Origin of the sequence: Curtobacterium sp. VKM Ac-1395 (genome assembly GCF_015350975.1) — a bacterium.
Taxonomy (GTDB): domain Bacteria; phylum Actinomycetota; class Actinomycetes; order Actinomycetales; family Microbacteriaceae; genus Curtobacterium.
Genome location: NZ_JADKRX010000002.1, coordinates 238462 through 252229, shown reverse-complemented (window position 1 = coordinate 252229; position 13768 = coordinate 238462). Strand labels below are relative to the sequence as shown.

The 13768-nt window shown below is 73.2% G+C and carries 9 protein-coding genes and 1 tRNA gene; 4 read left to right on the top strand and 6 right to left on the bottom strand.

What is annotated here, in order from left to right:
• Nucleotides 1-115: 115 nt before the first annotated feature.
• The 6 genes from thrB to argS all read right to left on the bottom strand — a co-directional run bounded on the left by thrB (nucleotide 116) and on the right by argS (nucleotide 7618).
• The gene (gene thrB, locus ITJ68_RS05865) at nucleotides 116-1060 is read right to left on the bottom strand and encodes a homoserine kinase (RefSeq protein WP_194660803.1); all 945 of its coding nucleotides are present in this window, start codon (nucleotides 1058-1060) and stop codon (nucleotides 116-118) included.
• A gap of 44 nt (nucleotides 1061-1104) precedes the next feature.
• Complete coding sequence (thrC, locus tag ITJ68_RS05860; protein ID WP_194660375.1) at nucleotides 1105-2184, bottom strand: threonine synthase; 1080 nt, start codon at nucleotides 2182-2184, stop codon at nucleotides 1105-1107.
• A 109-nt stretch (nucleotides 2185-2293) separates the two neighbouring features.
• On the bottom strand, nucleotides 2294-3601 hold the full coding sequence (locus ITJ68_RS05855) for a homoserine dehydrogenase (protein WP_194660374.1): 1308 nt from the start codon (nucleotides 3599-3601) through the stop codon (nucleotides 2294-2296).
• A 29-nt stretch (nucleotides 3602-3630) separates the two neighbouring features.
• Nucleotides 3631-5073: a diaminopimelate decarboxylase gene (gene lysA, locus ITJ68_RS05850; RefSeq protein WP_194660373.1), complete on the bottom strand. Its 1443-nt coding sequence runs from the start codon at nucleotides 5071-5073 to the stop codon at nucleotides 3631-3633.
• Nucleotides 5074-5140: 67 nt separating this feature from the next.
• On the bottom strand, nucleotides 5141-5902 hold the full coding sequence (locus tag ITJ68_RS05845; RefSeq protein WP_194660372.1) for an LmeA family phospholipid-binding protein: 762 nt from the start codon (nucleotides 5900-5902) through the stop codon (nucleotides 5141-5143).
• A 51-nt stretch (nucleotides 5903-5953) separates the two neighbouring features.
• Nucleotides 5954-7618, bottom strand: coding sequence for an arginine--tRNA ligase (gene argS, locus ITJ68_RS05840; RefSeq protein ID WP_194660371.1), 1665 nt, complete (start codon nucleotides 7616-7618; stop codon nucleotides 5954-5956).
• A gap of 41 nt (nucleotides 7619-7659) precedes the next feature.
• On the opposite strand from argS, the gene ITJ68_RS05835 reads away from it, so the two are divergent.
• The 4 genes from ITJ68_RS05835 to ITJ68_RS05820 all read left to right on the top strand — a co-directional run bounded on the left by ITJ68_RS05835 (nucleotide 7660) and on the right by ITJ68_RS05820 (nucleotide 13751).
• Entirely contained in the window at nucleotides 7660-8265 is a 606-nt protein-coding gene (locus tag ITJ68_RS05835) for a hypothetical protein (RefSeq protein WP_194660370.1), read from the top strand.
• Between the two features lie 217 nt (nucleotides 8266-8482).
• A tRNA-Arg gene (locus ITJ68_RS05830) sits at nucleotides 8483-8554 on the top strand.
• A gap of 137 nt (nucleotides 8555-8691) precedes the next feature.
• Nucleotides 8692-9738 carry a Gfo/Idh/MocA family protein gene (locus tag ITJ68_RS05825; protein WP_194660369.1) on the top strand — a complete coding sequence of 349 codons (1047 nt, stop codon included), beginning with the start codon at nucleotides 8692-8694 and terminating at the stop codon, nucleotides 9736-9738.
• A gap of 44 nt (nucleotides 9739-9782) precedes the next feature.
• Entirely contained in the window at nucleotides 9783-13751 is a 3969-nt protein-coding gene (locus tag ITJ68_RS05820) for a Pls/PosA family non-ribosomal peptide synthetase (RefSeq protein WP_194660368.1), read from the top strand.
• Nucleotides 13752-13768 lie beyond the last annotated feature (17 nt).

The window sequence follows — 13768 nt, the reverse complement described above, 5'->3', positions numbered from 1 at the left end:
GGTGTGCGCTGGCACGGGTGTGCGACGGCCGCCGTTCAGACGACGGACCGGGAAGCGGTGATCTGAGGGAGATCACACCTGCGGACCGGGAGCTCGTGCTGGCTGTTGAGCCGCGCTAGGAGCGTCCGACGTGGTCCACCGGGTGCGCGTTCACTGTAGCACCACCGAGATCGACGGCCAGCATGAGGGGCCGCCAGGACGATTCGGCGTGTCGTTCCAGCAGTGCGGCGGCCGTCAACCGCTGTGCCGGGTCGGACCCGAGCACGAGCAGGCTCGGCCCCGCGCCGGACACCACGGCCGCGAGCCCGTGCTGCCGCAGCAGCCGGATCAGGGCGTCCGTCTCGGGCATCGCGCTCGCCCGGTACGTCTGGTGGAGCCGGTCCTCGGTGGCCGCGAGGAGCAGTTCGGGGCTCTGGATGAGCGCGGCGACGAGGAGAGCCGAGCGCGACACGTTGAACGCGGCGTCGGCGTGCGGGACGCTCTCGGGTTGCAGGGACCGTGCGAGCTTCGTGGAGAGCGTCGACGTCGGCACGAAGACCACGGGCGCGACGCCGCGGTGCACGAGCAGGCGCTTGTACGCCGGGCCGTCCGCCGTCATCCACGCGATGGTGAGCCCGCCGAAGAGTGCGGGGGCGACGTTGTCGGGGTGCCCCTCCATCTCGGTGGCGAGGGTGAGGAGCGTCGAGGCGTCGAGGTCGACGATGCCCTCGAGCAGGCCTCGGGCCGCCATCAGCCCGGCGACGATCGCCGCGGCCGACGACCCCAGCCCCCGGCCGTGCGGGATGGCGTTCACCGCACGGAGCGCGAGCCCGGGCTGCTCGACGCCCGCGTGCTCGAGGCCACGACGGACGGCACGCACGACCAGGTTGGCATCGTCGGTCGGCACCTCACCGGCGCCGACGCCCTCGACCGTCACGGTCGAACCGGGCTCCTGACGGACGCGGACGTCGACCTCGTCGTAGAGGGAGAGCGCGAGACCGAGCGAGTCGAAGCCCGGTCCGAGGTTGGCGGACGTCGCCGGGACGCGCACACGGACCGCCCGTCCGGCCGGTACAGCGATGCGGGCAGTGGTGCCCTCCCCCGGCTCGGACGAGCGGTCGAGGGTCACCGGGCGCCGGCCAGTCCGAGGACCTCGGCGATGGCCCGGGTGTCGACGGGGACGCTCGTCGGCGTCACGTCGCCGCCGTCCTCGGTCTTGAGGGCCCACTGCGGGTCCTTCAGGCCGTGGCCGGTGACCGTGATGACGACCGTCGCGCCCTTGCGGATCTCCCCGGCGTCGGCGCGCTCCAGGAGTCCGGCGACGCCGATGGCCGAGGCGGGCTCGACGAACACGCCGACCTCGGCGGAGAGGATGCGGTGCGCGGCGAGGATGCCGGCGTCGCTGATGGCACCGAAGTAGCCGTCCGTCTCTTCTCGCGCTTCGAGCGCGTACTTCCACGACGCCGGGTTGCCGATGCGGATGGCGGAGGCGATGGTCTCCGGGTGCGGGACGACGGCCCCGCCCACGATCGGTGCGGCACCGGCGGCCTGGAACCCGAACATGCGCGGGAGCTTGGTGGAGCGCCCGGCAGCGACGTCCTCGCGGTAGCCGCGGGAGTACGCGGTGTAGTTGCCCGCGTTGCCGACGGGCAGGAAGTGGAAGTCCGGCGCGTCGCCGAGGACGTCGACGACCTCGAACGCAGCGGTCTTCTGGCCCTCGATGCGGTCGTTGTTGACCGAGTTGACCAGGTGCACCGGGTAGTTCGCGGCGAGGTCGCGGGCGATGTCGAGGCAGTCGTCGAAGTTGCCCTGGACCTGCAGCAGCTGGGCGTCGTGGGCGACGGCCTGGCTGAGCTTGCCCATGGCGATCTTGCCCTCGGGCACGAGCACGGCGGCGGTGATGCCCGCGTGCGTGGCGTACGCGGCGGCCGAGGCGCTCGTGTTGCCGGTCGACGCACAGATGACCGCCTTCGCCCCGTGCTCGACGGCCTTCGAGATCGCCATCGTCATGCCGCGGTCCTTGAACGACCCGGTCGGGTTCATGCCCTCGAACTTGACGTACACGTCCGCGCCGGTGCGCTCGGAGAGGCGTCGTGCCGGGATGAGCGGCGTGCCGCCCTCGCCCAGCGTGACGATGGGCGTCGCCTCGGTCACGTCGAGTCGGTCGGCGTACTCGCGCAGGACTCCCTGCCACTGGTGGGCCATCAGGGTTCTCTCTCTGTCTGGTGCTTCGGGGCGGGTGGGATCTGGGCCGGCGGACCGGGTGTTCGCGGTGCCGACGCGGGGCTGCGTCGACAGGTCGTGGGGCGGGCGGTCAGGCGCCGACGACGCGGAGGACGCTCGCGACCTCGGCCACGACGTCCTCACCGCGGAGGGCGACGACCGTGTCGGCGAGGTCGGACTCGCGGGCTTCGTGCGTGCCGATGACGAGCGTCGCCGTGCCGCCGTCGCCGTGGGCGCTCGACTGTTCGACGGTCTCGACGCTGACGCCGTGCGCGGCGAGGACCCCGGCCACGGTCGACAGCACGCCGGGGGCGTCCGTCACGTGCAGCGTGATCTGGTAGCTCGTGCGGACGGCCCCGATCGGGAACACCGGCAGGGCGGACTGGGTCGACTCGGCGACGCCGGGGCCACCGATGACGTGCCGACGGGCTGCGGAGACGAGGTCGCCGAGCACGGCGGACGCGGTCTCGACGCCGCCGGCTCCGGCACCGTAGAACATCAGGTCACCGGCGGCTTCGGCCTCGACGAACACGGCGTTCTTCGCCCCGTGCACGCTGGCGAGCGGGTGCGTGTCCGGCACGAGGGCCGGGTAGACCCGAGCGCTGACGCCCTCGACGCCGTTCTCGTCCGTCAGGCGCTCACACGTGGCGAGGATCTTCACGACGTAGCCGGCCTTGCGGGCGGCACGGACCTGCTCGATGGTGACGGAGGTGATGCCCTCGCGGTGCACGGCGACGAGCGGCACCGAGGTGTGGAACGCGAGCGAGGCCAGGATCGCGGCCTTCTGGGCGGCGTCGTAGCCCTCGATGTCGGCGGTCGGGTCGGCCTCGGCGTACCCGAGCTCGGTGGCCGTCGCCAGGGCGTCCTCGAACGTGGCGCCTTCCCGGTCCATCAGGTCGAGGATGAAGTTCGTGGTGCCGTTGACGATGCCCATGATCCGGACGATGCGGTCGCCGGCGAGGGAGTCGTGCAGCGGTCGGATGATCGGGATCGCCCCGGCCACCGCGGCCTCGTAGTAGAGCTGTGCACCGACCTGCTCCGCCGCGGCGAAGAGCTCGGGGCCGTGCGTGGCGAGGAGCGCCTTGTTGCCGGTGACGACGTCGGCGCCGGACAGCAGCGCCTGGAGCACGAGGGTGCGCGCGGGCTCGATGCCGCCGATCAGCTCGACCACGATGTCCGCGCCGAGGATGAGCGACTCGGCGTCCGTGGTGAAGAGCTGGCGCGGCAGGTCGACGTCACGCTGGGCGTCGAGGTCACGGACGGCGATCCCGACGAGCTCGAGGCCGGCGCCGGCGCGGGACGCGAGTTCGTCGCCGTGCTCGAGCAGGAGCCTGGCGACCTGGGACCCGACCGAGCCGGCCCCCAGCAGCGCGACGCGGACGTTGCGGTATTCGATCATGTGGTGCGTGTCTCCGGGATCTCGGGGGTTCACCGCGCGGCACCGGCTGCGGCCACGGGCGACACCCCGGTGTCGCGAGCGAGCAGGTCGTCGACCGTCTCGCCCCGGACGAGGATACGGGCAGTGCCGTCGGCGACCGTGACGACCGGCGGGCGCCCGACGTGGTTGTAGTTGCTCGCGAGGCTCCAGCAGTAGGCGCCGGTGGCCGCGACGGCGAGCAGGTCGCCGCGCTGGACGTCGCCGGGCAGGTACTCGTCCTGCACGACGACGTCGCCGCTCTCGCAGTGCTTGCCGACGACGCGCGTCAGCACGGCGGGCTCGTCCGACGTGCGGGCCAGCCGGGCCGTGTACTCGGCGCCGTAGAGCGCCGGGCGGATGTTGTCGCTCATGCCGCCGTCGACGGAGACGTAGGTGCGGGTCGCGGTGCCGCCCCCGCCGGGCAGGCCGCTGGAGCCGTCGAGCTCGAGGGCGACCGGCTTGATCGTGCCGACGCGGTAGAGCGTGATGCCGGGCGGGCCGACGATGTAGCGCCCGGGCTCCACGGCGATCTCCGGGACGGGGATGTCGCGCTCCGCGCAGGCCTCGGCGACGATGGCGGCGAGGGCGTCGGCGACGTCCTCGGGTTCGAAGGCGGAGTCGCCCTCGGTGTAGTCGATGCCCCAGCCGCCGCCGAGGTTCAGCTCGGGGACCGGGCCGGTGGCGACGAGCGTCGCGTGCACGTCCATGAGTCGCCGGGCAGCTTCACGGAAGCCGGACTCGTCGAAGATCTGCGAACCGATGTGCGAGTGCAGCCCGACGAACGCCAGCGAGGGCTCCGCACGGACGGCCTCGGCTGCCCGGACGGCCTCGTTCAGCGGGATCCCGAACTTCTGGTCCTCACGCGCCGTGGCCAGGTACTCGTGCGTCGACGCGTGCACCCCGCTGTTGATGCGGATGCGCACGCGCTGCGTCGTGCCGGCGTCGGCGGCGGCACGAGCGACACGACCGATCTCCTCGTGCGAGTCGAGCACGATCGTGCCGAGCCCGATCTCGACCGCGCGGGCGATCTCGGCGTCGGACTTGTCGTTGCCGTGGAAGCCCATCAGCGCGGGGTCAGCGCCACCGGCCAGGGCCACCGCGATCTCACCGGCGGTGCAGACGTCGAGCCGCAGGTCGGCTTCCGCCATCCACGCGGCGACCTGCGTCGTGAAGAAGGCCTTGGCGGCGTAGTAGACGTGCGCGCGGCTGCCGATGCGCTCGAAGGCCTCGGTGAAGGCGTTGCGCACGCGGACGGCACGGGACTGCACGTCGCGCTCGTCGACGACGTACAGCGGCGTGCCGAACTGCTCGACCAGGTCGGCGGCGGTGACGCCGCCGACGACCAGCGAGCCGTCGTCGGTGCGGGTGGCGGAGGCCGGCCAGATGCGGGCCGTCAGCGCCGAGGCGTCGGACGGGTACCGCAGCCGCGGCGGGGCAAGGGGGTTCTCGCTCACGCGACCGATCCTACCGAGCCGCACCGGGCCTCCCGGCTCGTGTGACGCGACCTGTGCAGAACCCGCGTCAGCAGCGTCCGGTGGTCTGCAGGCCGCGCTCGCTCAGCGGGAGCTCGTCGGCGACGATCCGCACCGTCGCCTGCTGCTTCGTGACGTCGAGCGACCGCACGCGGAGGTCCTGGGGCAGGAACCGCGCCGTGCAGACCGGGACCGGGGTGTTCGTGACGCCGGGGATCGCGCCGACGTCGAGGTCAAGCGACGAGTTCGTGATCCGCACGGTCTTCGGGGTGATCGTGATGCCGCGGCCGTCGTCCTGCGCGACGACCGACCCGCGTGCCAGGTACGAGATCTGGTAGCCGAGCACCGCGGTCGTGCCGGAGAGCTGCACGCCGCCGTCCACCAGGGACATCCGGTCGAACAGCGGGCTGTACTTCGCCAGGTCCTTGATGCTCGACGAGGCCAGGGTGACCGTGCCGTCGACGTCGTGCACCGCACCGGCGCCGTCGAGCGGGACGTCGTGCACCGTGACGTCGGCCGCCAGCGGGATGCCGTCGACGGTGATCCGCTTCGAGTGGATGTCGACGTCGTCGAGGGACCCGCCGAGGAGCTGCGGGATGATGACGCCCTTCGCGTGCGCGTCGACCGAGCCCGTGGTGCCGTCCGGCAGCGACTGCTCGACCTGCTGGGCGACCTGCCGGTCGACGACGCCGCGCAGGACGAACTCGGCGACCACCACGAGCACGGCGAGCACCACCAGGACGCTGACCAGGACGATCGCCGTGGTGCGGCCGCGGTGGCGCTGTTTCGGGGCGGGGGTGGTTGCGGACATACGTCCCACCCTGCCAGGGCCCACCGTCAGACAGCCGGGAGGACCGGCGCGCTACATGCGCTCGGGCGCGCTCACCCCGAGGAGTCCGAGGCCGTTGCGCACGACCTGCCCGGTCGCGTCGTTGAGCCAGAGGCGCGTGCGGTGCAGGTCCGTCACGGGCTCGTCACCGAGGGGCGTGACGCGGCAGGCGTCGTACCAGCGGTGGTAGAGCCCCGCGAGCTGCTCGATGAACCGTGCGATCCGGTGCGGCTCGCGCAGCTCGGCGGCACGGCGGACGACGCTCGGGTACTCCGCCAGCGCGCCGAGGAGTGCGCTCTCGGCCTCGTGGGTGAGCAGCGAGGCGTCGAACACGGAGCGGTCGACCCCGGAGGCGGCGGCGTTCCGCGCGACGGACTGCGTGCGCGCGTGGGCGTACTGCACGTAGAACACGGGGTTGTCGTTCGTGCGCTTGGTCAGCAGGTCGAGGTCGATGTCGATCGCGGTGTCGCTGGCGAACCGGACGAGGGCGTAGCGGCCGGCGTCGACCCCGACCGCGTCCACGAGGTCCTCCATCGTCACGATCGTGCCGTTGCGCTTGGACATGCGCATCGGCTCACCGTCCTTGAGCAGGTTGACCATCTGGCCGATGAGGATCTCGAGGTTCGTGCCCGGCTCGTCACCGAAGGCGGCGCACATCGCCATCATCCGGCCGACGTAGCCGTGGTGGTCGGCGCCGAGCATGATCAGGTTGCGTTCGAACCCGCGCTCGCGCTTGTCGAGGTAGTAGGCCAGGTCGCCAGCGATGTAGGCGGGCTCCCCGTCGGACTTGATGACGACGCGGTCGCGGTCGTCGCCGAAGTCGGTCGTGCGGAGCCACTCGGCGCCCTCGGCCTCGTACATGTGGCCGTTCTCACGGAGCCGTTCGATGGCGCGCTCGACGGCCTTGGACTCGTGCAGCGCGTTCTCGTGGAAGTAGACGTCGAAGTCGACGCCGAACTCGTGCAGCGACTGCTTGATGTCCGCGAACATGAACTCGACGCCCTCGCGACGGAACAGCTCCTGGGCCTCGTCCCGCGGCAGGTCGCGCACGTCGCCGTCGAAGGTCGCGAGCACGCGGGCCGCGATCTCCGGGATGTACGCGCCGCCGTAGCCGTCCTCGGGCGTGGGCTCGCCGAGCGCCGAGGCGACGAGCGACCGGGCGAAGCGGTCGATCTGGCTGCCGTGGTCGTTGAAGTAGTACTCGCGGGTGACGAGACCGCCCTGCGCCTGGAACACGCGGGCCAGGCTGTCGCCGACCGCTGCCCAGCGGACGCCGCCCATGTGGATCGGTCCCGTGGGGTTGGCGGACACGAACTCGAGGTCGATGCGCACGCCGTCGTACAGGTCGCCGCGCCCGAAGGCCTCGCCGGACTCGACGATGGTGCGGGCGACCTCGCCGGCGGCGGCGGCCTCGAGCGTGATGTTGATGAAGCCCGGGCCGGCGATGTCGACGGAGTCCACGCCGTCGAGCTCGTTCAGCTCGCCGGCGATCTCCGTCGCGAGCTCGCGCGGGTTGGTATCGAGGCGCTTTGCGAGCTGCATGGCCGCGTTCGACGCCCAGTCACCGTGGGCGCGGTTCTTCGGGCGCTCCAGGGCGACGTGCGACTGCTCGACGGTCACGGTGTCCGCGGCCCCTCGTCGCTCGACGATCCCGGTCAGGATCGACAGGTACGCGGCGGAGAGTTCAGCAGGAGTCACGGCAGACGAGTCTACCGGGCGGCATGCAGCATCATGGCCGCATGACCTCCCGCCGATCCGCACGGGCCATCGTCGTCGCCGCACTCGCCGTCCCGGCCGCCCTGGTGCTCGCCGCCTGCACCGGTGGCGGCAGCGACTCCCCCACGCGGTCGCCCGGCGCGACGTCGACCACCGGCACGATTGGCACGCCCGTCACGCAGCGCTGTGCAGAACTGCTCCCCGAGTCCGCCCTGGCGGTCTACGGCAAGCGCTTCGAGCTCGACACCGACGCCGAACCGGCAGCACGGTCCGCCGCCGCGACCATCGCCCGGCAACGCGGTCGGGTGTGCGTGTTCCGGCAGGTCGGGGACCGCTCCGTCACCGTCACGCTCGCCGTCGCCCACCTGCCCGAGAAGTCGCTCACCACACTCAAGGACGCCCTGTTCGAGCGCGGCGGCTCGGTGCCGACCTACACGGTGGAGGGGTACTTCGCGCTGCGGGACGGCGTCGGACGTGCCGATGCCTTCCCGGACCCGTACTGGATCACCACGTCCTCGTCCCTGTTCACCGAACCCGGGTCCGCCCAGCCCGTGCTCGACGCCGCACGCCGGGCAGTCGCGCCGACGTCGTCCGCGTCCCCGAGCTCCAGCGCGACCCCCGCGGGCTGACACCTGCCATCTCTCCGGCGGGCTGGCTCCCTCTTGCCGGACGGGTCGCCCGTTCCCGTTCTCGGAGATGACGGATCTGGTTCCCGATCCCCGACGATCGCTGACCAGATCCGTCAACGTGCTCGACGGGAACCGACCTCCGTCGGCCCGGGCACCGCGCACCCGGCCAGCGGTGCAGGCCGCCCGCTCGGACCTGCTACGGTTGTTGTCACCCAGGGCCCCCATAGCTCAGGGGATAGAGCACTGCCCTCCGGAGGCAGGGGCGGAGGTTCGAATCCTCCTGGGGGCACAGTGACATTCCCGATCAGGCGGGCGTCTTCGCTTTGCTCAGTCGGCCGCGATCGATGTCGCGGCAGGCCGCGACTGATCCCCCGAGGTGCCGTCTTCGACGAGCGTTCCGTCATGCCGGGACGGTAGCGTCGGCGGATGACGTTCCTCTTTCCTCAGCCGGAAGTGGCGGCGCTGCGCGGCGGGACGATGCTCCGGTGGGGCGTCATCGGGCCCGGGCAGATCGCCGACGACTTCACGAGCACCCTGCACGCCAACTCCGACCAGCGCGTCGTCGCGGTCGGCTCGCGCTCCGCCGACCGGGCAGCAGCCTTCGCCGCACGCCACGGCATCGACACCGCGCACGCCTCGTACGAGGCCCTCGTCGCCGACCCCGCCGTGCAGGTCGTCTACGTCGCCTCACCGCACCCGCAGCACCTCGAGCACGCCCTGCTCGCGATCGCCGCCGGCAAGCACGTCCTCGTCGAGAAGCCGATGACCACCTCCGAGGCCGACACCAGGGCCCTCGCCGCCGCCGCCCGGGCCGCCGGCGTCCTCGCGATGGAGGCCATGTGGACCCGCTACCTGCCCGGCACCACGGTCATCGCGCGGCTCCTCGCCGACGGCGCCCTCGGGACCGTCCACCTGGCGTCCGTCGACGTCGGCTGGCCGCACGACCCCGACCCCACCGACCGGATGTTCGACCCGGCGCAGGGCGGCGGCGCGCTGCTCGACGCCGGCGTCTACGCGCACTGGTTCGCCCGGTTCGCCGTCGGCGCCCCGGTGACCAGCCGCACGACGGGAGCGGTCTCGGACGGCGGGGTGGACCTCCAGTCCGTCACCGTGTCGACGGCCACCGGCGGCGCGCAGGCCGTCGCGACCACGTCGATGACGGCGTGGACCCCCGGCCTGGCCACCATCGCCGGCAGCACCGCGACGATCCGGTACACCGACCACTTCGTGTTCCCGGCCTCGTTCGCGCTGCACCACGGGGCGGACGCCGAGCACTGGCAGGAGCCGACCGGGCTGCAGGGCCGACAGGGACTCGTCTGGCAGGCGGCGGCGCTCGCCCAGTACGTCGCGGAGGGGCGCACGGAGTCCCCCGTGCACGACCTCGACGTGTCGATCGGGATCGCCGCCTCGCTCGACGCGGCACGCGCGGCGCTCGACACCGCTGTTCCCGAGCAGGACACCTCGGCCCTCTAGGATCACGGGCCGGTCGTCCTGCACGCGACCGGGAAGAGGACTCGATGACCACCGCCACCGGGAACCCGCAGTCGGAACTGGCCCGCGGGGACGCTGCTCCCCCGGCCCGGACGCTCCTCGACGTCCTCACCGCCACCGCCGCGATGCACCCCGACGCGCTCGCGCTCGAGGACCCGGACGGTGCCCTGGACTACCGCTCGCTGCTCGCCGAGGTGCACCGGCGGGCCGACGACCTCGCCCGCCGCGGCGTCCGTCGGGGCGACCGCGTCGGCGTCCGCATCCCGTCCGGTGGCCGTGACCTGTACCTGTCGGTCCTCGCGGTGCTGGCGGCGGGTGCGGCGTACGTCCCCGTGGACGCCGACGACCCCGAGGAGCGGGCGACGCTGGTGTTCGGCGAAGCCGCGGTCGTGGGCGTGATCGGCGCCGGCGGCGTGCTGCGGCCCGCCGCCGACACGGAAGCCGACGCCGACACCGCCGACGCGGACGCTCCGCCGTCGCCGGTCGTCGACCCCGCGGCGAGCGCCGACCTCCCGACGCAGGACGACGACGCGTGGGTGATCTTCACGTCCGGGTCCACCGGGGTGCCGAAGGGCGTCGCGGTGACGCATCGGTCGGCGGCGGCGTTCGTGGACGCCGAGGCGCGGATGTTCCTGCAGGGGGCGCCGATCGGTCCCGGTGACCGGGTGCTGGCGGGGTTGAGCGTCGCGTTCGACGCGTCGTGCGAGGAGATGTGGCTGGCGTGGGGGCACGGTGCGTGTCTGGTGCCGGCGCCCCGGTCGCTGGTGCGGACGGGCGTCGACCTGGGTCCGTGGTTGATCGTGCGCGGGATCACGGTGGTCTCGACGGTCCCGACGCTGGCGGCGCTGTGGCCGGACGACGCGCTGGAGCAGGTGCGGTTGGTGGTCTTCGGGGGCGAGGCGTGCCCGCCGGAGCTCGCGGCGCGGATCGCGAGTCGGGACCGGGAGGTCTGGAACACCTACGGGCCGACGGAGGCGACGGTGGTGGCGTGCGGGGCCCTCCTCGACGGCAGTGCCCCGGTGCGGATCGGGTTGCCGCTCGACGGGTGGGACCTGGCGGTCGTGGACGCCGCGGGGCAGCGGGTCGCGCCGGGTGAGGTCGGGGAGCTGGTCATCGGCGGTGTGGGGCTGGGGCGGTACCTGGACCCGGAGAAGGACGCCGTGAAGTACGCCCCGTTCCCGGAGCTCGGGTGGGCGCGGGCCTACCGGAGCGGGGACCTGGTGCGGTACGACCCCGAGGGGCTGGTGTTCCAGGGGCGTGCGGACGACCAGGTCAAGCTCGGGGGTCGGCGGATCGAGCTCGGGGAGATCGACGCGGCGCTGCAGGCGCTCGACGGGGTGGCCGGTGGGGCGGCCGTGGTGCAGCGGACGCCGGCGGGGAACCAGGTGCTGGTGGGCTACGTGGCCCCGGTCGCCGGCGGCTCGGTCGACGTCCAGGCGGCGAACGCGCGGCTGCGTGAGGAGCTGCCGGCGGCGCTCGTGCCCCTGCTCGCCGTCGTGGACGAGCTGCCGACGCGGACGTCGGGCAAGGTCGACCGGGCGGCGCTGCCGTGGCCGCTGGCTGCCGAGGACGGCGGGGCCGCGCTGCCGCCGACGGTGGCGTGGATCGCGGAGCGGTGGGCGGCGATCCTGGGCGTGCCGGTCGCGAGCCCTGATGACGACTTCTTCGCGCACGGCGGGGGGTCCCTGACGGCGGCGCAGCTGGTGTCGGCGATCCGTGAGCGGTACCCGACGACGACGGTCGCGGACGTGTACGACCACCCGAGGATCGGGGCGCTCGCGGACGCCCTGGACGCGTCGGGTCCGGTGGCCGCGGCGGAGCGGGACGTGCGGCCGACCCCGCGGGCGACCGGGCTGGCGATGACGCTGCTCGGGCTCCCCGTGCAGCTGCTCCGGGGCCTGCGGGTGCTGACGTGGACGGCGCTCGTCGCGGGGGTCCTGCACGCGACGACGCTGCCGTTCCTGCCGGTGCTGCCCGTGCCGGCGCTCGTGGTGGCCCTGCTGGTGTTCGTCACCCCGGTGGGGAAGATGGCGCTGACGGTGCTGCTCGTGCGGCTGGTGCTCGTCGGTGTCCGTCCCGGTGACCACCCCCGTGGTGGCTCGGTGCACGTGCGGGTGTGGTTGGCGGAGCGGATCGCGGAGGCGGTGGACGGCCCGTCGACGGCGGGTGCCCCGTGGATCAGCTACTACGCCAGGGCGCTCGGCGCGACGATCGGCCGTGACGTGGACCTGCACACGCTGCCCCCGGTGACGGGGTTCCTGACGATCGGCAAGCAGGCGTCGATCGAACCGGAGGTCGACCTGGCCGGGCACTGGGTCGACGGTGACGTCTTCCGCCTGGGTCGGGTGCAGGTGGGTGCGGACGCCGTGGTGCACAGCCGGTCGACGCTCCTGCCGGGTGCCGTGGTCGGCGACGGCGCCGAGGTCGAGGCCGGTTCCGCAGTCACCGGTGTCGTGGTCCCCGGCGCGCGCTGGGCGGGGTCACCGGCGGAGCGCGTCGGGTCGGCTCGGCACGGCCGGGAGGCTCGTCCCCCGTCCCGTCGACGCTGGCTCGTCGCGTACGGGGCCGGGTCCGTCGCCGTGGCCGGGCTGCCCGTCCTGGGCGTCGCGGCCGGGCTGGCCGTGGTCGTCGTGCTGGTGGGACGGGCGCCGACGCTCGGCGGTGCGCTGTCACGGGCCCTGGTGTCCGTGCCGGTCGCCACCCTGGTCGCCGGGCTCGTGTACGCGGGGCTCGTCGTCGCCGTGGTCCGGCTGCTCGGCATCGGGCTCGACGAGGGTCGGCACCCGGTGCGCTCCCGCATCGGCTGGCAGGCGTGGTGCACCGAGCGGGTGCTCGACGCGGCCAGGACGCTGCTGTTCCCGCTGTACGCCAGCCTGGTGACGCCGCTGTGGCTCCGGCTGCTCGGGGCGCGGGTCGGGCGCAACACGGAGATCTCCACGGTGCTGCTGCTGCCGTCGCTGACGCAGATCGCGTCGGGGGCGTTCCTGGCGGACGACACGATGGTCGCCACGTACGAGCTCGGTGGCGGACGCATGACCATCGGTCGGTCGAAGATCGGGCGTCGGGCGTTCCTCGGCAACAGCGGGATGACGGGTGCCGGGCGGTCGGTGCCGCGTGAGGCCCTGGTCGCGGTGCTCTCCGCCGTGCCGAGGAAGGCCAAGCGCGGGTCGTCGTGGCTCGGGTCGCCCCCGGTGCGGCTGCGGCGGGCGGCGACGACCTTCGACGAGGAGCGCACCTTCCGGCCCCCGCGTCGGCTGCGGGTGGCTCGCGGCTGCTGGGAGCTGCTGCGCCTGGTCGCCCCGATGGTGTCCGGCGCGATCGCCCTCGGCGTCGGGGGGACCCTGCTGGCGCTGTGGTCGTCGGTCGGGCTCGGCTGGACGGTGCTCCTCGCGGCGGTGGTCCTCGTCGTCGCCGGTGCGGTGGCCGCGGTGGTGTCGACGGTGGCGAAGTGGGTGTTCGTCGGGCGCATCACCGCCAGGGAGCACCCGCTGTGGTCGTCGTTCGTCTGGCGGAACGAGGTGCAGGACACGTTCGTGGAGACCGTCGCGCGACCGTGGTTCGCCGAGCAGGCCGTCGCCACGCCGGCGCTGGCCGCCTGGCTGCGGAGCCTCGGGGCGCGGATCGGCCGCGGGGTCTGGTGCGAGACGTACTGGCTGCCCGAGGCCGACCTGGTCAGCATCGGCGACGGCGCGACGATCGCCCGCGGGACCGTCGTGCAGACGCACCTGTTCCACGACCGGGTGATGCAGCTCGACCAGGTCCGGCTCGGACGTGGCGGCACACTCGGCCCGCACAGCGTGATCCTGCCGGCGGCCGGCATCGGCGCGGGTGCGACCGTGGCCCCGGCGTCCCTGGTGATGCGTGGTGAGCAGGTCCCGGGCGGCACCCGGTGGGCCGGCAACCCGATCGCCCCGTGGGTCGTGCCCGAGGACGGCGTCTCCCGGACAGCGGAACCGGTCGCCGCCGGGTCGGTGCCGCACCCCGTGACAGACTGACCGGCACCGTGAAGCCG